The organism is Gemelliphila asaccharolytica, from assembly GCF_001553005.1.
In the GTDB taxonomy this organism is placed as follows: Bacteria; Bacillota; Bacilli; order Staphylococcales; family Gemellaceae; genus Gemelliphila; species Gemelliphila asaccharolytica.
In genome coordinates this window covers 22,150-42,898 of the sequence record NZ_KQ959861.1, presented here as the reverse complement: position 1 = coordinate 42,898, position 20,749 = coordinate 22,150, and the positions used below count along the sequence as shown (strand labels likewise).

At 25.8% G+C, this 20,749-nt stretch carries 22 protein-coding genes and 2 tRNA genes; 6 read left to right on the top strand and 18 right to left on the bottom strand.

The genetic code is table 11. The features are described from left to right. The first annotated feature begins 74 nt into the window (after positions 1-74). On the top strand, positions 75-518 hold the full coding sequence (locus HMPREF1871_RS01600; RefSeq protein WP_066129132.1) for a nucleoside 2-deoxyribosyltransferase: 444 nt from the start codon (positions 75-77) through the stop codon (positions 516-518). 270 nt (positions 519-788) lie between these two features. Here the strand turns inward: HMPREF1871_RS01600 and HMPREF1871_RS01595 are convergent. From HMPREF1871_RS01595 to HMPREF1871_RS01555, 9 genes are all read right to left on the bottom strand, one after another. Continuing rightward, positions 789-862, bottom strand: a tRNA-Asn gene (locus tag HMPREF1871_RS01595). 18 nt (positions 863-880) lie between these two features. Then, a tRNA-Gly gene (locus tag HMPREF1871_RS01590) sits at positions 881-954 on the bottom strand. 78 nt (positions 955-1,032) lie between these two features. Then, positions 1,033-1,833, bottom strand: a complete 801-nt coding sequence (gene srtB / locus HMPREF1871_RS01585; RefSeq protein WP_066129129.1) for a class B sortase, LPKTxAVK-specific — start codon at positions 1,831-1,833, stop codon at positions 1,033-1,035. A 47-nt stretch (positions 1,834-1,880) separates the two neighbouring features. Further along, positions 1,881-2,201, bottom strand: a complete 321-nt coding sequence (locus HMPREF1871_RS01580) for a YbjQ family protein (protein WP_066129126.1) — start codon at positions 2,199-2,201, stop codon at positions 1,881-1,883. 14 nt (positions 2,202-2,215) lie between these two features. After that, positions 2,216-3,205, bottom strand: a complete 990-nt coding sequence (locus HMPREF1871_RS01575; protein WP_066129123.1) for a lipoate--protein ligase — start codon at positions 3,203-3,205, stop codon at positions 2,216-2,218. Between the two features lie 88 nt (positions 3,206-3,293). Next, on the bottom strand, positions 3,294-5,243 hold the full coding sequence (locus tag HMPREF1871_RS01570; protein WP_066129120.1) for a fructose-bisphosphatase class III: 1,950 nt from the start codon (positions 5,241-5,243) through the stop codon (positions 3,294-3,296). An 81-nt stretch (positions 5,244-5,324) separates the two neighbouring features. Then, positions 5,325-6,623, bottom strand: coding sequence for an RIP metalloprotease RseP (gene rseP, locus HMPREF1871_RS01565; RefSeq protein ID WP_066129117.1), 1,299 nt, complete (start codon positions 6,621-6,623; stop codon positions 5,325-5,327). Positions 6,624-6,667: 44 nt separating this feature from the next. Then, positions 6,668-7,447 carry a phosphatidate cytidylyltransferase gene (locus HMPREF1871_RS01560; RefSeq protein WP_066129114.1) on the bottom strand — a complete coding sequence of 260 codons (780 nt, stop codon included), beginning with the start codon at positions 7,445-7,447 and terminating at the stop codon, positions 6,668-6,670. Then, a complete protein-coding gene (locus tag HMPREF1871_RS01555; protein ID WP_066129111.1) occupies positions 7,437-8,216 on the bottom strand; it encodes an isoprenyl transferase in 780 nt (259 codons plus the stop codon). Before HMPREF1871_RS01555 ends, HMPREF1871_RS01560 begins: the two co-directional genes overlap by 11 nt. Positions 8,217-8,476: 260 nt before the next feature. Here HMPREF1871_RS01555 and rplK point away from each other — a divergent pair, with 260 nt between their 5' ends. The 5 genes from rplK (at position 8,477) to arsS (ending at position 11,717) form a co-directional block, all read left to right on the top strand. Next, positions 8,477-8,902 carry a 50S ribosomal protein L11 gene (gene rplK, locus HMPREF1871_RS01550; RefSeq protein ID WP_066129107.1) on the top strand — a complete coding sequence of 142 codons (426 nt, stop codon included), beginning with the start codon at positions 8,477-8,479 and terminating at the stop codon, positions 8,900-8,902. A 13-nt stretch (positions 8,903-8,915) separates the two neighbouring features. After that, the gene (gene rplA, locus HMPREF1871_RS01545) at positions 8,916-9,608 is read left to right on the top strand and encodes a 50S ribosomal protein L1 (RefSeq protein WP_066129104.1); all 693 of its coding nucleotides are present in this window, start codon (positions 8,916-8,918) and stop codon (positions 9,606-9,608) included. Positions 9,609-9,663: 55 nt separating this feature from the next. Continuing rightward, entirely contained in the window at positions 9,664-10,347 is a 684-nt protein-coding gene (locus HMPREF1871_RS01540) for a TIGR04283 family arsenosugar biosynthesis glycosyltransferase (RefSeq protein ID WP_066129101.1), read from the top strand. A 78-nt stretch (positions 10,348-10,425) separates the two neighbouring features. Further along, the gene (locus HMPREF1871_RS01535; protein WP_066129098.1) at positions 10,426-10,761 is read left to right on the top strand and encodes an arsenosugar biosynthesis-associated peroxidase-like protein; all 336 of its coding nucleotides are present in this window, start codon (positions 10,426-10,428) and stop codon (positions 10,759-10,761) included. 17 nt (positions 10,762-10,778) lie between these two features. Then, the gene (arsS, locus tag HMPREF1871_RS01530; RefSeq protein WP_066129096.1) at positions 10,779-11,717 is read left to right on the top strand and encodes an arsenosugar biosynthesis radical SAM (seleno)protein ArsS; all 939 of its coding nucleotides are present in this window, start codon (positions 10,779-10,781) and stop codon (positions 11,715-11,717) included. Positions 11,718-11,821: 104 nt separating this feature from the next. Here arsS and HMPREF1871_RS01525 read toward each other — a convergent pair whose 3' ends face one another. The 9 genes from HMPREF1871_RS01525 to HMPREF1871_RS01485 form a co-directional block, all read right to left on the bottom strand. Then, entirely contained in the window at positions 11,822-12,055 is a 234-nt protein-coding gene (locus HMPREF1871_RS01525; protein WP_066129093.1) for an acyl carrier protein, read from the bottom strand. 6 nt (positions 12,056-12,061) lie between these two features. Further along, positions 12,062-13,030, bottom strand: coding sequence for a phosphate acyltransferase PlsX (plsX, locus tag HMPREF1871_RS01520; RefSeq protein WP_066129090.1), 969 nt, complete (start codon positions 13,028-13,030; stop codon positions 12,062-12,064). Position 13,031: 1 nt separating this feature from the next. Then, on the bottom strand, positions 13,032-13,661 hold the full coding sequence (locus HMPREF1871_RS01515) for a class A sortase (RefSeq protein WP_066129087.1): 630 nt from the start codon (positions 13,659-13,661) through the stop codon (positions 13,032-13,034). Positions 13,662-13,668: 7 nt separating this feature from the next. Beyond that, positions 13,669-15,678: an ATP-dependent DNA helicase RecG gene (gene recG, locus HMPREF1871_RS01510; RefSeq protein ID WP_066129084.1), complete on the bottom strand. Its 2,010-nt coding sequence runs from the start codon at positions 15,676-15,678 to the stop codon at positions 13,669-13,671. Further along, positions 15,671-16,540: an L-serine ammonia-lyase, iron-sulfur-dependent, subunit alpha gene (gene sdaAA, locus HMPREF1871_RS01505; RefSeq protein WP_066129081.1), complete on the bottom strand. Its 870-nt coding sequence runs from the start codon at positions 16,538-16,540 to the stop codon at positions 15,671-15,673. The genes recG and sdaAA overlap by 8 nt, the downstream gene beginning before the upstream one ends. Before the next feature lie 8 nt (positions 16,541-16,548). Next, positions 16,549-17,208, bottom strand: a complete 660-nt coding sequence (gene sdaAB / locus HMPREF1871_RS01500) for an L-serine ammonia-lyase, iron-sulfur-dependent subunit beta (protein WP_066129078.1) — start codon at positions 17,206-17,208, stop codon at positions 16,549-16,551. A gap of 73 nt (positions 17,209-17,281) precedes the next feature. Further along, on the bottom strand, positions 17,282-18,952 hold the full coding sequence (rnjA, locus tag HMPREF1871_RS01495) for a ribonuclease J1 (protein ID WP_066129075.1): 1,671 nt from the start codon (positions 18,950-18,952) through the stop codon (positions 17,282-17,284). Further along, positions 18,945-19,163: a DNA-dependent RNA polymerase subunit epsilon gene (locus HMPREF1871_RS01490; RefSeq protein ID WP_066129073.1), complete on the bottom strand. Its 219-nt coding sequence runs from the start codon at positions 19,161-19,163 to the stop codon at positions 18,945-18,947. Before HMPREF1871_RS01490 ends, rnjA begins: the two co-directional genes overlap by 8 nt. After that, a complete protein-coding gene (locus tag HMPREF1871_RS01485) occupies positions 19,163-20,740 on the bottom strand; it encodes an aminotransferase class V-fold PLP-dependent enzyme (RefSeq protein ID WP_066129070.1) in 1,578 nt (525 codons plus the stop codon). The genes HMPREF1871_RS01490 and HMPREF1871_RS01485 overlap by 1 nt, the downstream gene beginning before the upstream one ends. Positions 20,741-20,749: the final 9 nt, after the last annotated feature.

Here is a 20,749-nt window from a genome sequence, read left to right as displayed (position 1 = left end):
AATATTTTGCTTAAAATTGTATTGAAAGTTTAAATATTATATAATGAAGTAAATAATTTACAAGGAGAACATTTATGAAAATATATATTGCAGGAGCCTTATTTAATGAAGCGGAAATTCATCAAAGAAAAAAAGAAGAAATTATATTAAAAAATGAATTTAAAGACAAAATTAATATTTTTAATCCAATAAATCAACCATTTAATAAAAATAAAGAAGGTATTCCTTCTCCAAAAGAAATATTTTCAAATGATACAGAAGCAATAAAAGATTGTGATATTTTCTTAGCTGATATTACAAACGAAGATAGTGGTGTTATGATAGAATTAGGAATAGCAATTTCTTTAGGTAAAAAAATTATTGCAGTAAACTCTGATATTAGACTTAAATCAGCTAATAAGTATGATATACCGAGTTATTCAATAAATCATTATTTATTGGGGGCAATATTAGCAAATGGAGTATTAGTATTTAATTTTAGAGAAGCTGTAGAAGAATTAAAAAAAATATGTATATAAAATATTTTAAAAAATTTAAATTTATTTTGTTGTTAGCTCCTGCTGACAACTTTTTTATTTTCTTCTCCTCTATGATATAACTAATTTCCATATAAAAATAAGATAACAATTGCCTTACAAAAAAAAATACAAAAGACAAAAAAACTTGTTTTACCTTTTGTATTAATATTTATTTTTTTATTTTTTTGATTTTAAAGCTAGTTTTCTCTCTAAATCGTTTATCAACGATTATATTGTACAACCAAAATGTATAAAACTATATAATCAAAACTCCACAGGCAGGACTCGAACCTGCGACCCTCTGATTAACAGTCAGATGCTACTACCAACTGAGCTACTGTGGAATGATATTAAAATAAAAATGGAGCGGGTGATGAGAATCGAACTCACAACATCAGTTTGGAAGACTGAGGTTTTACCACTAAACTACACCCGCAACATAATAATATAATATTAACTTCTTATAATATTATATTATTATTAAACTAAATTGTCAATGATTTTTATTATTTTATTACCTAGTTTTTTTATATTTTATCTTCTCTGAATTTGTTGATAAAAAATCTTTTAATTCATCATCAGGAACTAATCTTAAATATAAGTTAGCTCTTAATGTTGAATCTTCTTCTCTACACGTTGATAAGACTAAATATTTATCTTTAGGATTTATTTTAATATTAGGATTTTTAAAAATAGCTGTTTCTGAAACAAGTTTAATTTGTTCCTCAAATTCTTCGTCATCTTTAAAGGAATTTTTATAAAGAGGAGTCGTTTCTGGAACTATAAGAAAATATGACACTTGATAATAATATCTTCTTTTTGGAGTTTCTACAACTACAAATGGATGACTATCAAAAAAATCTTTATTATCATAAAAATTAACATCATTAAACATTCTATTGTCTGAAACTTGACTTCCTCTAGCATGCCCAAAAAGCCATGTTAATTTATCACTAAAGTCACTTTTATTATCCTTATCCATAAACACAGTTCCAAAAAAAGGTTGCTGTTTACCTTCAAATGTTTTATCTAAATATGTAGTATTATCATTAGTTTGAACAACAGGTTCATCTAATTTTGTACCTGGTATATATATATAAGCTATAGTATCCTTATTTATAGAAGATAAATCATCAAATTTTTTCTTCAAATATTCTTTTTCATTATCATTTATTGTATAAGTATTTTCTGCTATATTCTGTTTTTCATTATGTTTTTTACTATTGCCTACTAAAAAAAAGAAAATAGAGAATAATATTAAAAAAATTAATATTACAAAAAATAATTTTTTAAAAATTTTACTGTTCTTTTTCATCTTTTTACCTTATAAATAATATAGTATACAAAAATATTAAAATTTTATTATTTTAATTTTACAGCAGTCCCCACAACAGATATTAATATCATAGCATTTTTGGTACCCATACATTGAAAATTAAAATCTATTCCTATTATAGCATCTGCCCCTTTATTTCTTGCTTTATTTTCTAATTTTTTTATTATTTCCACTTTAGCATTGCTTATTTCTTCTTCGTAACCTTTACTTCTACCTCCAATGATATCACGAATAGATGCTCCAATGTCTTTAAAAATATTAATTCCTATTACTAATTCAGAACTTATCAATCCTATATATTCTAAATTTTCATATCCTGAAATATTATTAGTAGTTGTTAATAACATTATTATTCATCTCCTTAATCTACTATTATATCGACAACCTCATCCAATTTTGCTCCTAAAAAATATGAATTAATATCTATATCTTTTAAAACATTTGTTATTTCTTTTTTATTATATTTTACTCCGATTAATTTTTTAGCTATATCTTCTACATCCATAACTCCAAAGAAATCACCAAAAAATTTTATTCCTGTTATTATACCATTATCTACCTGAATATTAGCTTCTATTTTTCCTGTTAAAAGTCGTCTATTTCTCTTAATATTGAAATTTGGATTTTTCCCATATACCCAGTCCCATGAATTATTTTTTTCTTCTTGAATTTTCTTAATTTCCTCTAAGTCTTTTTCAGTAAATTCATAGTCATTCATACCAAATTTTTTATTCATAAATTTTTTCAAAGCATTTTTGAAGTCTAATACTGTCATATCTTGATTTGGTAAATGTTCTTTAATATTAGTAACTCTTGAACGAACAGATTTAATTCCTTTAGATTCTATCTTATCTTTAGAAACTTTTAAAGCTTCAGATAGTACACCAGTATTAACGTCAAACATTAAGCATCCATGATGCATTATTCTTCCAGAACGAACATATTGTGCGTTACCGCAAAATTTTTTACCAGATATTTCTAAATCATTTCTTCCTGTGAAATTTGCATCTACACCTAAAGAAGATAATGCCTCTAAAACTGGTTTAGAGAAACTTTTAAAATCAAATGCTTTTTCTCCGTTACCATTTGATATTATAGTATAATTCAGATTATTTAAATCGTGATATACTGCTCCTCCACCACTAACTCTTCTTACAATTTTTATATTATTTTTATCACAGTATTTTTGATTAATTTCTTCTGTTGTATTTTGATTTTTTCCTACAACTATACAAGGTTCATTAATCCATAGCATAAATATATCATCTTTTTTTGCCAATTCATTAAAGGCATACAATTCTACCGCCGTATTATATCTAGGATCATTTGTATTAGTTTCAATATAAATCATATTAACTACTCCTTTTATTTTCTTTTTATTTAATAATAATAAATATTTATAATTAATTCAAAAAATTTGCTTTATAAAGAGAACTTGTTTAATCTGCTTTTTCATTAATTTCTCCTGAACGATACTTAGACAATAATACTTTTAAAATCTCAATTTGTTTAATTATTTCTTTACCTGTGTCAGTATCTCTTATCATTTTTCGTTTTAGATTTTGATCTACTACTCTCTTAGTAGAAACAATGTCAGTTTCTAATTTTATTGCATTTTCTTTATTACTAAAAATATCATGTTTCATTATCTGTAAACCTATAGAATTATATGTCAAAGTATACCCACCATGTCCTGTTGTTTTATTATAAGGTTTAGACATTCCACCATCAATAACTATTGTTTTTCCGTTAGCTTTTATTGCATCTTCTCCATTTTTAGATTTTATAGGAGTATGTCCATTAATTATATGTCCTTCACCAGTTAATCCAAACTCTTTTAGTAATCTTTTAGCATATTCTTCTTTTTCCCTTAATTTGTAATAAGGATTCTTTTCTTCTACATGAGATTCTTTATCTGCAATAAAATATCTTTCAAATGTAGTCATATCTTTTTTACCAAACAATGGCGAATTTTCTCCTTGCCATAGGTATAAAAATATCCCGTGCCCATCTTTTTTATTACTAAAAAATATTTCTCTTACTTTTTTATCAAAAAAATCTAACATTTCCTTACTATAATAAGTTTTCCCTTCATATGTTATACCCTTAGGATTTCCTTCTTCGTCAACAGGCATACATCCATGTATAAGTAAATTATCATTATAGCATTTATACATAGCTCCATTGTTTATCATAAATTCTATATGTCTTCTTAATTTTTCACTTGTAGAGAATGATTCACGTAATTTTTTTACTAATACTTCTTCTTCTTTAGTTAATTTATAAGGATCATTTTTATCTACTGTTGGCAAATATAAACTAGTTAACTTATATATTTTTTCCCCTACTTTAACTGTTTTATGCTCATAATCTATCTTATCAAGTAATAATCTTCTAGATAAATTAAATTCTGGATATTTTTCTATAAATTTTTTTTCTAATTTAAATTGGATTATTGCCATAGCTTTTTGCATTCTAGCTATTTGCATTATTTCTCTTTCTGAATATTTTTCTTTATCTGCTAACTTCGGTAAAAACTCTTTACAATCATCTTTACCATAATAAAATTCACTAAAATTCATCAATCCTCTAAGTGGAATTCCATATCTATCCTCAACAATGTCTAAATTATCATATCTAGCACATATTCTAAGCACATTAGATATACACAATAAATCTCCACAACACGCTCCTATCCACAACATATCGTGGTTACCCCATTGTATATCTACAGAATGATAATTCATTAATCTTTCCATTATTCTATCAGGATATGGGCCCCTATCATAAATATCTCCCACTATATGTAAGTGGTTAACAACAAATTTTTGTATTGAATATGATATACCAGCTATAAATTTTTCAGAACATTCAAGTTCAAATAAAGAATCAATTATCCTACTATAATACTCTTTTTTATCTGCATTAAATTCCATTTTATAAATTAATTCTTCAATAATATAGCTAAAATCTTTTGGTAAGGTTTTTCTTACTTTAGAACGTGTATATTTTCTAGCTGCAACCTGTAAAACTTTTAATAATCTTAAAATCAATTCTTTTTGAAAAATAATATATTCTTCTGCTGAAAAATCTTTTTTTAATAATTTTAATTTTTCTTCTGGATAGTATATTACTGTTGCTATTAAATTAATTTGTTTAGGATCTAACTCTTTTCCAAATATTTGTTTTAATTTTTCTTTTATTACCCCAGACCCATTTCTTAATATATGATCAAATGCCTCATATTCACCATGAATATCACTTATAAAATGTTCAGTCCCTTTTGGCAATGATAAAATAGCCTCTAAATTTATTATTTCTGTTATTACCTCATTTTTATTCTTAAAATTTTTAGATAATAACTCCAAATGATCTTTTGAAATTTCCATATTTTTCCCTTACTCCTTTTATAATTTTATATATTATATTATACATCTAAATTAGTAAAATTTTTAGTATAGTTTTATTTTTTATTTTAAAAGTCTAGAAATATCATTCCATGTCACTGCTATGGTAAGAATAAATAGCAACAAAGCAAATACTATCGTTATATAATATTGTGCTTTTTTATTAATAGGTTTTTTAAATATTGCTTCATACAAAACAAATACTATTCTTCCTCCATCAAGAACAGGTATAGGAATTAAGTTCATCAATCCTAAATTAACACTAAGTATTCCAATCCATCTCAATGTACTCTCTAAACCATTTTTAGCAACCTCACTAGACATTTCGTATATTGCAACTGGACCTCCCAATTGATTTAAACTAAAAATTCCTTTTATTAAAGAAATAAAAAGTCCTACAATCCCCATGAAAATTATACCACCATAATATAATGTTTGTTTTAGTCCATACTTAATAGAATACATTAGATTTTTTTCATATTTTACTTTTATCCCTAATGTATAGGTGTTTTTTAAATTACCATTTTTATCACTTAATGTTTCTTTTTTAGGATTTATATTATATTCTAATGTTCTACCTTCTCTTTCTATAATTAATCTTAACTCATTTCCGTTAGTTTCTTGAACTTTATTTCTTATTTCATTCCAACTTTTAATTTCATTATCATTAATTTTTTTTATAACATCATTCGATTTCAGTCCTACATTATATGCTGGTGAATTATCGATAATACCACCAATGATAGGTTTATCTACAGGTACTCCATTCACCATCGATATACCTACAAATATACAAGCTGCTAAAACAAAATTCATAAAAGGACCAGCAAAAAGAGTTGCTATCTTTTTTCCACACGAATGTGAAGAAAACATTCTATTAATAGGTGCTATCTGCTCTTCCATACCTGAAAAAACTACACAAGCATCATCTTTTACTAAAAATTTTTCTAAAGTTTCTCCTCCATTAGAGTACCCTTCAATAAACAATTTATATGTTAAGTCACAATCATTTACTTGTATTTTAACTGCGTCTACATCATTAGTTACATCTAATAAAATCTTTTGCACCTTATTATCTTCATCAAGTTTTAAATATATATTCATTCCTTTTTTAATATCATAAGGTGACACCTCATTGTTAAAATCAAAAACATTGTCAGGCATCTTAACATACCCACCAATAGGAAGTAATCTCACTGTAAAATTAGTTTCTCCTATTTTTTTATGGAATACTTTAGGACCAAATCCTATAGCAAATTCTTGACAAAGTATCCCTGATTTTTTTGCAACTAAAAAATGTCCAAATTCATGAACTGTTACTACAACAAAAAATACAATTATAAAAACTATTATTCCCTGCATTAAATTTCCTTTCTACACGTTATAATTAATTATGATAAAATTAGTCATCTTAAAATTTCTACTATTATAAGAAGAAATGGAGATGCCAATATTAATGAATCAAATCTATCTAATATCCCCCCATGTCCTGGTAGTATATTTCCACTATCTTTTACATTATATTCCCTTTTAAATGCCGATTCAATTAAATCACCTATTTGACCCAATATACTTACAATAAATGTTATAAAAATTGATAGTATAATATTATTAAATATATCTGTAAAAAAGTAAAATACAATACCCACTAATAATGATGAAAATGTTCCTATACACGAACCCTCTATTGTCTTTTTAGGACTTATATTTACAGATAATTTATTTTTACCATACTTCATTCCTCCAAAATATGCCATACTATCTGTAACCCAAATAGTTATTAAAATAAAAAATATTAAATTTATGTTAATATTCCTCAAGAGGTCTAATGAATAAAATCCTATAGATGCATATATTGTCAGTGATATTGACACTAATATGTCAATTAACTTAACCTGATGCGAACTAAGTATTACTTTTATAAACATAAAAAGAATTATAATAAAGAATAATAATAATCTAAAATAAAAATTTTCTATATTTTTACTAAGAAATATATATAATACTAAGTATATTTCTAATAATAAAATACTAATATTCTTTTTTTTAAAAATTATATTAAATATTTCTTTCGATGCAAAAATAGATAAAATTATATTAGCAAATAAATAGTAATTATTCCCTAAAACCAAAAAAGGTAAATATATTATTATTGCTAAAATAGCTGTTAATATTCTAGTTTTCATTTAATCCCCCGTACCTTCTATCTCTATTTTGAAATTGTACTAATGAATTATTGAATTCTTCTTCTGAAAAATCAGGCCAATAAACTTTTGAAAAAACAAATTCACTATAAGCTATTTGCCATAATAAAAAATTAGAAATTCTTTGTTCTCCGGAAGTTCTTATCAAAAGATCTGGATCTGGATAACTTCTTGTTTCTAAATAATTAGAAAATATAGAATTATTAATATTATCTAACTTTATAACAGAATTTTTATAATCTATAGCTACCTTTTTTACAGCATTCAAAATTTCTGTACGTGCTCCATAATTCAATGCAAAAATAAGTTTTAATCCAGTATTATTTCTAGTTTCGTATACAGCATTATTTACAACTTTCCTAGTATGCTCAGGTAATGAATTTATATCACCTATTGTATTAATTTGAATATTTTCTTTCATTAAAGAAGGTAAAAAAAAGTTGAACATTTTTTCTGGTAAACTCATTAAAAATTTAACCTCTTCTTTGGGTCTATTCCAATTTTCTGTTGAAAATGCATATAATGTTAAATACTCTATACCTATTTTAGAGGCATATACAGCTATTTTTTCTACTCTTTTCATTCCTTCATAGTGGCCGTTTATTCTTGGCAATTTTTTCTCTTTTGCCCATCTACCATTTCCATCCATTATTATTGCCACATGTTTGGGAACTTTTGTAAAATCTTTGTTTTTAAAATTATTAATTGATTTTTCTAAAGTATTATTTTTTTTAAAAAATTTTTCAAACATAAAAACTCCTTATATTAATTAATAGTCCTGTATAACATTTTAATTATAACATAAATGTTCAACAAAAAATATATTCTAATTTTATTTACTTATATATAAGTAAAAACTTATAAAAATTAAAATATTCGAAACATTATGTATTGAATTTTTTCTGATTTATGTTATAATAATTCAGTATATTAATTTTAATTAATATTATTTGTTTGAGTGGGAGAATTTTAAATTCATCTACCACATCACGAAAAATAGGAGGTATAATCGTGGCTAAAAAAATTATAAAAATAGTCAAATTACAGGTTCCAGCTGGGAAAGCTAATCCAGCACCACCAGTAGGACCAGCACTAGGACAAGCTGGTGTAAATATAATGGGATTTTGTAAAGAATTTAATGCTCGTACACAAGATCAAGCAGGTCTTATAATTCCTGTTGTTATCTCAGTATATGAAGATCGTTCTTTTACTTTCATTACAAAAACACCACCTGCTCCAGTTTTACTTAAAAAAGCAGCTAAAATCGAAAAAGGATCTTCTGTTCCTAATAAAGATAAAGTAGCTACAGTAACTAAAGAGCAAGTTAAAGAAATTGCAGAATTAAAAATGAAAGATTTAAATGCCGCATCAGTGGATGCAGCAATGAAAATGATTGAAGGTACTGCTCGAAGCATGGGTATCTTAATTGCTGAATAGGAGGAAAAATAATATGGCAAAAAAAGGTAAAAAATATCTTGAAGTTGCTAAATTAGTTGATTTTTCTAAATCATATTCAGTTTTAGAAGCAGTTAATTTAGCTCAAAAAACAAGTGTTGTTAATTTTGATGCAACAGTTGAAGTTGCATTTAGATTAGGTATTGATACTAGAAAAAATGATCAACAAGTTAGAGGAGCTGTTGTTTTACCAAAAGGTACAGGTAAAACTGCTAAAGTTCTAGTCTTTGCTAAAGGTGATAAAGCAGCTGAAGCAGAAAAAGCTGGTGCTGATTTTGTTGGACAAGGAGAATACATAACTAAAATACAACAAGGTTGGTTTGATTTTGATGTCATTGTAGCTACCCCTGATATGATGGGAGAAGTTGGTAAAATTGGACGTATTTTAGGTCCTAAAGGTCTTATGCCTAATCCTAAAACAGGAACTGTTACAATGGATGTTGTTAAAGCAGTAAATGAAATCAAAGCAGGTAAAGTAGAATATAGAGCAGAAAAATCAGGAATTATCCATACACCTATTGGAAAAGTATCTTTTTCTACTGAAGATTTAGCTGAAAACTTTAAAGCTATTCAAGAAGCTTTATCTAAAGCTAAACCAGCTTCTTCGAAAGGAACTTATTTTAAATCTGTTTCTATTACTACAACTATGGGACCAGGAATTAAAGTAGATACTTCAGAATTTAAATAAAATTTTAACTCTAGAATTTTCTAGAGTTTTTTTATAATTATTTTTAAGGAGTTACATGATATCAATAATAATACCAATTTATAATGAAGAAAAAATTCTATCAAAATTTATAAAAAATATATTTGAAATAGAAAATATTAATAACTGCCAAATAATTTTTATTGATGGAAAATCAACAGATAAAACTAATAAAATTTTATTAAAATATAAAAACTTAGGCTATGAATACCATGTATCCCCCCAAAAAGGAAGAGCATATCAAATGAATTATGGAACAAAATTTGCAAAAAAAAATATATTATGGTTTTTACATGCAGACTCACTTTTAGAAAAAGATGTAGTGAATAAAATAATTAACTCAAATTTCCCTGTTGGATGTTTAAAAATAAAATTTGAACCAAATAATATATTAATGTATATTAATTCAATAATGTCTACTCGAAGAGTAAAAAAAAATAATATAGCTTTTGGAGATCAAGGGATTTTTATTAAAAAAGAAATTTTTAATAAAATAAATGGATATGCAGAAATTCCTATCATGGAAGATATTAAATTATCAAATGATATAACAAAATTTGGATATAAAATAAACATTCTAAATTCAACAATAATTACTTCTAGTAGAAGATATAATAATAAATTTTTTAAAACAATTATTTTAATGAAAAAATTGCAAAAACAATATAAAAAAGGTATAGACATAAATAAAATTTCTAATGAATATAAAGATATACGATGATAAAAATAGTTACGAATGCTTGTATATAAATGCCTATATATGATATAATCTACACAAATAATGTAAGGAGATTTAAATATGACATATTTTAAAAGAGATCATTTAAAAGAATTTTCAGAAGGAAAATTTGGTGAAGATGCTCCAGAACTATGGAAAAAATTTTTAAATTATTATTCTTCTGTTATGGATGAAGGTGATTTATCTACTAGAGAAAAAGCATTAATTGCTTTTGGCGTAGCACACGCAGAAGGATGTCCATACTGTATAGAGGCATATACTACCAAATTATTAGAAGAAGGATGCGATCAAGACCAATTAGCTGAAGCAATTCATGTTGCATCTGCAATGAAAGCAGGTATGACTATAGCTATGGGACTCCAAAGCAAAGAATTATCTGATAAATTAACTAACTAATTTTATTGAAATTTTTTATGAATAATATCCCTTCCTTTTATAATAAAGTTAAAAATAAACATTTTTTATTATCAGAAGAATTCCCATCTATAATGCAAATAAATCTAGGTAGTCTCTGTAATTTAACGTGTTCTCACTGCCATGTTAATGGTGGCCCGAACCGTAAGAATAATATGACAAAAAAAACATTAGAAAGTGTAATAAAGGCGTTTAAATTTGGAAATTACTCTGTAATAGACATTACAGGAGGAGCTCCAGAAATGAATGATAATTTTAGATGGTTTCTAAAGGAAATTAAAAAATATGCTAAAGAAATAATTGTAAGAACAAATTTAGTTATTCTTCTTTTACCAAAATATAAAGACATACCCAATCTTTATAAAGAATATAAAGTACATATAATCGCATCATTGCCTTATTATAATGAAAAAGTAGTTTCAAAACAACGAGGTGAAAAAGTATTTCCCAATTCTATAAAAGCTTTAAAAATGCTTAATAAAATGGGATTTGGTATAGAACCATATCTAAAATTAGATTTAGTCTACAACCCTAACGGTGCTTTTCTTCCTCCAAAACAAGAAAATTTAGAAAGAATATATAAAAAAAAATTATATAATAATTTTGAAGTAACCTTCAATAATTTATTTGTTTTTACAAATAATCCTATAGGAAGATTTAGTGATTTTTTGAATAAAAAAAATTTATATGAATCATATATAAATAAACTTTACAATTCCTATAACGAACAAACAGTAGAAAATATTATGTGCAGATTCATGATTTCAGTAGGACCAGATGGAAGATTGTTTGATTGCGACTTTAACTATATTGAAAATATAACAATTAATGGAAAATTTAAAAGTATTTTCGATTTAGTAAATAATAAAATTGGTCGAAGAAGAATACAAACTTCTATACACTGTTATGGTTGCACTGCAGGAGCAGGTTCTTCTTGAGCAGGTGAAATAACATAAAAGTATGGTTACTTATATAATAAAAAAATAGAAATTATAAATATTATAGTTTCTATTTTTTTTATTAAGATTATTAACTCTATATACTAATTGTTCATTTTTGATTTAATAAATTCTACTAAATCTCTTACCTTTTTAATTTTTGTTGTATCTTCATCAGAAAATTCAAAATTATACTTTTCTTCAATATCCATTACTACCTCTGCTATTTCAATAGAATCTGCATCTAAATCGTCATTTAAATCAGACTCCATTGTTATATTTTCTGGCAATACATCTATATGTCTTGTGATTATTTTCTTTAAATCTTCTAAAATCATAGTATACTATTCTCCTTTAAATTCTTTTATCATCTTTTCATAAAGATTAGTTTTATATATTTTTTTTGCCTGCTGTACTGCAAAATAGATAGCTTTTTTATCGGCAGATCCATGCACCTTTATTAATGGTTTTGTTAATCCTAACAAAATAGCTCCCCCGTATTCTGAATAATCAAATTTTTTTTTGAAAATTTTTAATTGTTTTTTTATTAATAACCCAGATATTCTAGATAATATACTAGAAAGAAAAATGCTTTTTATCATAGAAGACAATGACTTAGCTACTCCTTCAATAGTTTTCAATAAAATATTTCCTGAAAAGCCATCTGCTAATATTATATCATATTTATGATTTAATATCTCTCTAGCTTCCATATTACCTTTAAAATTTCCAAAACCATTTTTTAATAATAAAAATGCTTCCTTATATAACTTATTGCCTTTATTTTCTTCTGTTCCTATATTAAGTAAAGATAGTGTAGGATTATCAATTTTATAAATATTTTTCATGTATAAAATACTTAATTTCGCATAATTATACAAATCCTTAGGTTTTGCTTCTACATTTGCTCCTAAATCAGCCAACAAAAATTTATGCTCAGTTACGGTAGGTAAAACTGTTGCTAATGCCGGTTTTTTTACATCCGATATTCTACCTATAATAAATATTCCACTTGCCATATAGGCACCTGTACTTCCTCCTGATATAGAAATATCGATTTTATCTTCCTTTAAATCATTAATCATTCTTATCATAGTAGAATCTTTTTTTCTTCTATGAACTCTTGCTGGATCGTCTGAAATATGTACTTCTTCCGAACAAAAAATTTTTTCTATATGTTCATTTTTTATAAAATTCAAATCTTGTGGTATTCCATAAGATACCATAGTCACATCTTTTTCATAAAAAGTATTTAAAAAAGATATTATTTCATTTTTATCATCTACACCTGATAAATCTATTCCTATTCTCATATTATTCTGATTCTTCTCCTAAAAATTTACATTCCACAACAAATCTTTCCTCCCATTCACCTGTTACGCTATTATATCCGTCACAAGTAAACATAGTTAATTTTTTCGGCTCATCAAAATGTTGCTCTAAAATCTCAGTTTGATTTTCTCTTACATTATAAATATTTACTACTTCATAATTTAAAAGTTTATCTTTAGTTATTATCTGAACAGATGTACCTATTGTTATATGTTTTAAATTATAAAATCTTATATTTACTCCTTGTACACTATGTCCAGCAATGACCACATTCTGATATTCTAGAGTTTGATTTTCATCTACAGTAGCTACACCATTTATAAGATTTATTTCTGTAGCTCCTTGAAAAATTGGTTCTTTTATATTTAAATCATTTATATATAGTATTCCTAACATAGAATCCTTTAATTCTATATTTGATGAATTTTCAGTAAACATTTTTTTCCACCATGGAATTTTTAAATTATCTTCATTATTTTTATATGCAGTTATTATTTTATTATTTATATCTCCAGTAAAGTATTCTCTAATATAATTTTTAAATATTAAAATTAGAGATAATAAAAGCAAAATTATTATAATAATATTTATTATTCTATTTTTCTTTTTCATACTGCTCCTAATAATTGTAATTTTTGAAATTTATATAATTCATAATTTTTTCTCTATTCGATTTTTCTTCTAATAATTTAAATGATAATTTTTTAGCCAAATACATTAATTCTACATCTTCAAAAATATTTGCAACTTTAAATTCTGGTAAACCACTTTGTTTAATACCAAAAATATCACCAGGACCCCTATTTTTTAAATCAAATTCTGCAATTTTAAAGCCATCATTTTCTATGCACATAATATCTATTCTTTCATTTTTTACATCCGATACTAAAATACAATATGCTTGTTCCTTTCCACGACCCACTCTTCCTCTTAATTGATGAAGTGTTGCTAAACCAAATCTGTTCGCATCCATTATTATCATATAGGTTGCATTAGGAACATTAATACCTACCTCTATAACAGTTGTAGATACTAAAATATCTATATTCCTTTCAGCAAAGTCTTTCATAATAAAATCTTTTTCTTCTATCTTCATTTTTCCATTTAATATGGCAACTCTAATTTCATCTTTAAAATAATCTTTTATATCATTATATACATTGATTATATTTTTTAAATCACTTTTTTCTGATTCTTCTATTAATGGACAAACAACATAGGCTTGTCTACCTTTATCCAATTCCTTTTTTAAGTTTTTATAAACACTATTTAAATCTTTTTTATTAACTTTAAAAGTTAAAGTTTTTTGTCTACCTGATGGTAACTCATCGATATTTGTTATTTTTATATTACTTACTAACGATATTGCCATACTTCTAGGTATAGGGGTTGCAGACAACATCAAATAATTTATATTTTTACTTTTTTCTAAAAATTTTTTTCTTTGATTGACACCAAATCTATGTTGTTCGTCTACAACGGCAAATTTTATATTTTTAAATTTTACATCTTCTTGAATAATAGAATGCGTACCTACTAATACATCAATTTCTCCTTCTTCTAACTTTTCTAAAATATTTTCTCTAGTATTTTTTTTTGTATTACTTGTTATTAATTCTATTTTTATATTTTTATTTTTATAAAAATCTTTAAATAAATTATAATGTTGTACTGCTAAGATTTCTGTTGGTGCCATAATAGCTGACTGCATCCCTAATTTCGATACTGCATATATAAGAGTTGCTACTACAACAGTTTTTCCACATCCAACATCACCTTGCAGTAATCTCATTGTTTGATAAGGACTTTTTAAATCTTCACATATCTCCTCTATTGAGCTATTCTGTGATTTAGTTAGTAAAAAAGGAAGTTTTTTTATAAAAAAATCTACATCACTCTGTTTTATTTTTAATGCAAATTTTTTATCATCTTTTTTTTGGGAAAATTGTAATTGTAATTTCAATTGATAATATAATAGTTCATGAAAAGCAAACATTTTTTTTATTTTATTGTAAGTACATTCATTTTTAGGAAAATGCAAATTATAAAGAATTTTTTCTAAACTTTTAATTCCTTTAAAATTTTCTGGAACTATATCTACAATTTCATTATCTTCATTTTTTAAAAGTTCAAAAGAATTTACTATAAGTTGAGAGAATTTTTTTTGTGATATACCTTTTGGAAGGCTATAAGTGACTTTAAATTCATCATCATCATTATTAGGTAGATTTTTTAAACTAATACTTGATGCTGTAATTGATAAAGTATTTATATTATAAATTCCTATAATAAGCACTTTATCACCAATGTTTATTTTCTTTTTTAAATACATCTGATTAAAAAAGAACACTTTTAAAGAACCTATATCTGAAATAATAGTAAAATAAGATCTACTTTTATTTTTATTGTAAAACCTTGTAGTTATTAGACTACTTACTGTTCCCAAAATTTTTACTTTTTGTTTATTCTTTATTTCTCTGGTAAGGTTCGGAATATAGTTCAATTTATAGGGGACGTTAAATAGTAAATCTTTTATACTATATATATTAAATGAATTTAGCAATTTTTTTGTTTTAATACCTACTCCTGGCAGTTTGTCTATAGAAAATTGTAATACGTTATTAGTCATCAAATAATAAGCTCCTATATTTTTCGCCAGTTCTTGTTATTGCTAATCCACCTTTGGCTGTTTCTTTAAATTTAGTAGACATTTCCTGTCCTATTTTATACATTGCCTCTAATACTTCATCTGCTGGAATTCTACTTTTCACACCAGCTAATGCCATATCAGCCGCCATGACTGCTATGCTTGTTCCTGCTGCATTTCTTTTTACACATGGTATTTCTACAAGCCCAGCTACTGGATCACAAACCAATCCTAACATATTTTTTAAAGCAATTGCAAAAGCATTAGAAGACATTTCTGGAGTGCCTCCCATTACTTCTACTATTGCTGCAGCTGCCATAGCACTAGCAGATCCTATTTCCGCCTGACAGCCTCCTTCTGCACCTGATACAGAAGCATTATTTGCTACAACAAATCCAAATGCTCCTGCAACAAACAGCATGTTCAATTGCTCTTCTTTAGATATATTAAATTTTTTCTTAAGAATATGTATGCACCCCGGTAAAACACCAGCAGACCCCGCTGTTGGAGTAGCACATATAATTCCTAAAGATGCATTAACCTCATTAGTAGCAATAGCTGCAACTACACCATTTAAAAAATCTTCTCCAGAAATTGACCTTCCACTATCAAGGTAACTTTGTAATCTTTTAGCATCTCCACCTGTTAAACCAGTTTTTGAAACGACTCCTTTTATACCTTCATCTATAGCAGACAGCATAACATTTAAATTATCAGTCATTCTTTTCTTTATTTCTTCTTCATTTCCACCGTTCAACTCAATTTCTTGTTCTATCATCAATCGTGAAATTTTTTTATCATAATTAGTTGCTTGTTCTACTAAATCACTAATACTTCTAAACATAAAATCTCCTAAACTTTTTCAGCATATTTTATATCATTAATAAAAGAAAATTTTTTAAAAATATTTATTATTTTATCTTCATTTTTTAATAATTCTATTACTAATAAGCCATTTCCTTCTATCACAGAATTTGAAAATCTATAATTAGATATTGAGTCATGTTTTATTACCTCTTGTTTTAATAATTCTTTATTTTCTTTATTTATTGTAAAAAACAGTAAAAGTGTGTTTAAATCAGCAGATAATTCAACATCAAAGCCTTGAATTTCAAAAATCACCATTTTTCCTCCGCCAATAGATTTCCCAATAACTTCAAGATATTTTCCATTACCCTCAAGCTGAATTTTAGCGGTATTAGGATGAACATACTCAATATCACTTTCAATAAATTTATACTTAATTTTCTTTTTATTAGCAGTTATTAAACTAGTTTTTATAGCTTTATCATATGTATCATATCCCAATAATCCCCCTATTAAGGCAATATCAGTACCATGTCCTTTGTATGTATCTTTAAATGATCCATATAAAGTTATTTTTATATTTTTTGGTTCTTGACCAAATAAATGTCTAGCAAACAAACCTATTCTAGCAGCACCAGCTGTATGTGAACTTGATGGTCCCACCATTATTGGACCTATTATGTCAAATACACTTCTAAATTTCATTTCTATCTCCCTTTAATATTCTATTTAAATAAAAAGGTAACATTTAAATAATATTATGTCACCTCTTATTGTACTATATTTCTATTATTGTAGGAATTATTACTGGTTTTCTTCCAGAATCTTTTTCAAAAAATTTATGTAAATTTTCTATTATAGATTGTCTTATACAAAATATATTTGTATCTTCTTCTAAAAACATATTTGTTATTGTTTTTTCAATACTATCTTTTAAAATAAGAATGATATCTTTTGTTTCATTATTTTGACTAAACCCTTTTGTGATTACGTCTGGAACACCTAAAATTTTTCTCTTATTCATATCCAAAACTACAGAAATAATAATAGCACCATTTTCAGATAATTCTTTTCTGTCCTTTATTACTACGTTACCTATATCTCCTATGCCTAAACCATCTACATAAACATCTCCTGCTTCTATCTTACCTGCTACTCTAGCAGTATCTTTTGTCAAGGCTAAAATATCTCCATTTTCCAAAATGAAAGTATTTTCTTTTTTAACATCACACTGAATAGCTGTCTTAGCGTGCATAACTTGCATTCTATATTCTCCATGAATTGGCATAAAATACTTAGGTCGTATAAGTCTAAACATTAATTTTTGTTCTTCTTTTGCTCCATGCCCAGAAGTGTGGACATTATTTATGCTAGATGTTATTACATTAGCCCCTAATTTAGATAATAAATCTATACTTTTATTTATTGATAAAGCATTTCCTGGAATTGCAGAACTTGCAAAAATTACTGTATCTGTTGGCATAATAGTTATTTTTTTATGGGTACCGTGTGCTATTCTTGTTAATGCTGCCAACTCTTCTCCTTGAGTACCTGTACATAATATTAAAAGTTTATTAGGGTCTATCTGGTTTATATGTTTAGCTTCTACAAACGTATCTTTAGGGGCTTTTATGTAACCTAATTCAGTACCTATCTTTATAGCTTTTTCCATTGACCTACCAAACACTACTATTTTCCTATTTTGCTCTATACAAGATTCTACCACTTGTTTAACTCTAAATACATTTGAAGCAAATGTTGCAAAGATAATTCTATTTTTTACTTTTCTCAAAATATTTGAAATAGTTATACCTACTTCTTTTTCACTCATAGTGAATTCTTCTCTCTCAGAATTTGTTGAATCTGCCAAAAGGCATAAAACTCCTTCTTCTCCAGTTTTTGCCATTTTAAACAAATTTGGTGGACATCCAACTGGTGTAAAATCAAATTTATAATCCCCAGTATGAACAATTTTACCCTGTGGTGTAGAAACAATAACCCCAAAAGCATCAGGTATTGAATGGGTTGTATTATGAAATTCTACAGTTAAATATTTAAATTTTATTATAGACTGTTCATCTACTTCATATAATTTCGCTCTATTTAATAAATTATGCTCTTCCAATTTAGATTTTATTAATCCTATTGCTAATGCTCCTGCATATATAGGTATATTTAAATCTCTAATAAGAAAGGGAATTCCTCCTATATGGTCTTCATGTCCATGTGTAATAACCAATGCTTTTACCTTAGATATATTATTTTTTATATAAGTATAATCAGGAATTATATAGTCAATTCCTAACATATTATCTCCAGGAAATTTTACTCCAGCATCTATAATTATTATTTCATCTCTATACTGGATTGCATAAGTATTTTTACCTATTTCCCCCATTCCTCCTATAGCAGCAATTCCTACTTCATTTTTTTTTATAAATCTATCCATTTATTTTCACCATTTTAAAATCAGATGATTTTTTTTCAAAATTTAGATATTCCTCAGTCATTTCTTGTACGTACTCTACGTTATAATTTTTACTTTCTAAATATCTTAAAACTGAAGGCTTATCTGATGATTCTATAAACATTGATTTTGTATTTTCTCGAACTGGTATTTCTTTATTATTTTCTTGATAAAAAACTTTAAATTTTTTCATTATTCATCTCCTAACATATATTTTATCATATCTACAGTAAAGTCTATTTCTTCTAAATTTGTATATTTATTTATAAAGGAAAATTGAATTAAATTTTTTTCTACAAGATATTTACTATTATAGTGCACTAAAATATTATTTATAGCTAAAGAATCTCCTAAAGTTTTTGATGATATATCATTAGGTATTTTTATAGTCATAATAATTGGAGATTGTTCTGACTGTTTAACATCAAGAACATCTAAATTTATTTTATTTATTTTTTCTTTCATATATGAGCTTTTTTCTAATATTTTATTATATATATCATCATTTTCAAATGAATTTAGTGCTTCATTCAATGCTTCCATCAAAAGAGATGGTTGTGTAAAAGGTATAGAATTATTTTCATTGGCATACTTTAAATTAAGATATATACTCTCTTTGGGAACGTCCACTAACTTTATGTTACTGCCTACGATTGCTAATCCAGCAACAGACCCTAACCCTTTACCTGAAGAACAAGCAACATAATCTACATTTGAATAATCATATTTGATTCCACCTACAGCCGAAATTGCATCTACAGCAACAATTGCTGAATATTTTTTTGCTATATTAGTTATTTTTTCTAAATTATTAATTATGCCTACACTTGTTTCATGGTGAACAAGATAAATAAAATCATAATTATTTTTACTAAATAATAATTCTATAGCATCAATATCAAAACTTTTTGAATAATCAACAACGTAAGTATCAAAATTTAAATTATGCCTTTTTGCTTGTCTTATTATCCTATTTCCAAACTCTCCATTTGACAATATTAGTCCTTTATTCAATTCTTTTGATGACAATTGTGCCAATATGGATTCATTAGCCAAAGTCCCAGAGCCATGCAATATAGTAACATCTGTTACATTTAACAATTTTTTTAATTTATCTATTGTTTGTAAGGTTAAATTCACAAATTGTTTACTTCTATGTGAATATAGTTTTTTGTGTAACTTTTCTATAACTCTTTGTGATAAATCTACTGGCCCAGGTATATAATTTATTATCTTACCACTATTAAAATTTTTAAAAACTTCATTTGTTTCATCATTTAATTTTAAAAACATAGGTATGTATTGAGCATCTTTTGTTCCTACATTTTTATAAAATCTCTTAAAACCAATATGATTATATAATTTTTCCTGTTTTGTAATTCCTGATATAAATACAATATCATAAGAATTTTGAATAGTGTAACTATAAACTCTTTTTAATAATTCTAATAAAACTTTACTTTTTCTATATTCCTTTTTCACAGAAAGTAGTCTTATTTCTATAGGATTTTTAAAAACTCCTTTATAATTTTTTTCTATGCCACCAATTTTATCGTCTAAAGAAAATGGTCGTTTATCACAAAGAGATACCATTGCAACTACATCTTTTTTGTTTTTAGCTATTATATATATATTATCTTTATGAAATTTATCTATTAGTATTTCTTTTTCATTCTTTTCATGTTGAGGAATCTCATCTACAAATGTTTTGTAATTTAATTTAAATATTTGGTTAAATTCTTCTTCTGTATTAGCTATTTTAAATATCATTTTTTCCCC

Bases quoted from the DNA above. Each gene is read 5' to 3' on its own strand.
- HMPREF1871_RS01600 (WP_066129132.1), top strand. From the start codon at position 75: ATGAAAATATATATTGCAGGAGCCTTATTTAATGAAGCGGAAATTCAT.
- srtB (WP_066129129.1), bottom strand. From the start codon at position 1,833: ATGAAAAAGAACAGTAAAATTTTTAAAAAATTATTTTTTGTAATATTA.
- HMPREF1871_RS01580 (WP_066129126.1), bottom strand. From the start codon at position 2,201: ATGTTATTAACAACTACTAATAATATTTCAGGATATGAAAATTTAGAA.
- HMPREF1871_RS01575 (WP_066129123.1), bottom strand. From the start codon at position 3,205: ATGATTTATATTGAAACTAATACAAATGATCCTAGATATAATACGGCG.
- HMPREF1871_RS01570 (WP_066129120.1), bottom strand. From the start codon at position 5,243: ATGGAAATTTCAAAAGATCATTTGGAGTTATTATCTAAAAATTTTAAG.
- rseP (WP_066129117.1), bottom strand. From the start codon at position 6,623: ATGCAGGGAATAATAGTTTTTATAATTGTATTTTTTGTTGTAGTAACA.
- HMPREF1871_RS01560 (WP_066129114.1), bottom strand. From the start codon at position 7,447: ATGAAAACTAGAATATTAACAGCTATTTTAGCAATAATAATATATTTA.
- HMPREF1871_RS01555 (WP_066129111.1), bottom strand. From the start codon at position 8,216: ATGTTTGAAAAATTTTTTAAAAAAAATAATACTTTAGAAAAATCAATT.
- rplA (WP_066129104.1), top strand. From the start codon at position 8,916: ATGGCAAAAAAAGGTAAAAAATATCTTGAAGTTGCTAAATTAGTTGAT.
- HMPREF1871_RS01540 (WP_066129101.1), top strand. From the start codon at position 9,664: ATGATATCAATAATAATACCAATTTATAATGAAGAAAAAATTCTATCA.
- HMPREF1871_RS01535 (WP_066129098.1), top strand. From the start codon at position 10,426: ATGACATATTTTAAAAGAGATCATTTAAAAGAATTTTCAGAAGGAAAA.
- arsS (WP_066129096.1), top strand. From the start codon at position 10,779: ATGAATAATATCCCTTCCTTTTATAATAAAGTTAAAAATAAACATTTT.
- HMPREF1871_RS01525 (WP_066129093.1), bottom strand. From the start codon at position 12,055: ATGATTTTAGAAGATTTAAAGAAAATAATCACAAGACATATAGATGTA.
- plsX (WP_066129090.1), bottom strand. From the start codon at position 13,030: ATGAGAATAGGAATAGATTTATCAGGTGTAGATGATAAAAATGAAATA.
- HMPREF1871_RS01515 (WP_066129087.1), bottom strand. From the start codon at position 13,661: ATGAAAAAGAAAAATAGAATAATAAATATTATTATAATAATTTTGCTT.
- recG (WP_066129084.1), bottom strand. From the start codon at position 15,678: ATGACTAATAACGTATTACAATTTTCTATAGACAAACTGCCAGGAGTA.
- sdaAA (WP_066129081.1), bottom strand. From the start codon at position 16,540: ATGTTTAGAAGTATTAGTGATTTAGTAGAACAAGCAACTAATTATGAT.
- sdaAB (WP_066129078.1), bottom strand. From the start codon at position 17,208: ATGAAATTTAGAAGTGTATTTGACATAATAGGTCCAATAATGGTGGGA.
- rnjA (WP_066129075.1), bottom strand. From the start codon at position 18,952: ATGGATAGATTTATAAAAAAAAATGAAGTAGGAATTGCTGCTATAGGA.
- HMPREF1871_RS01490 (WP_066129073.1), bottom strand. From the start codon at position 19,163: ATGAAAAAATTTAAAGTTTTTTATCAAGAAAATAATAAAGAAATACCA.
- HMPREF1871_RS01485 (WP_066129070.1), bottom strand. From the start codon at position 20,740: ATGATATTTAAAATAGCTAATACAGAAGAAGAATTTAACCAAATATTT.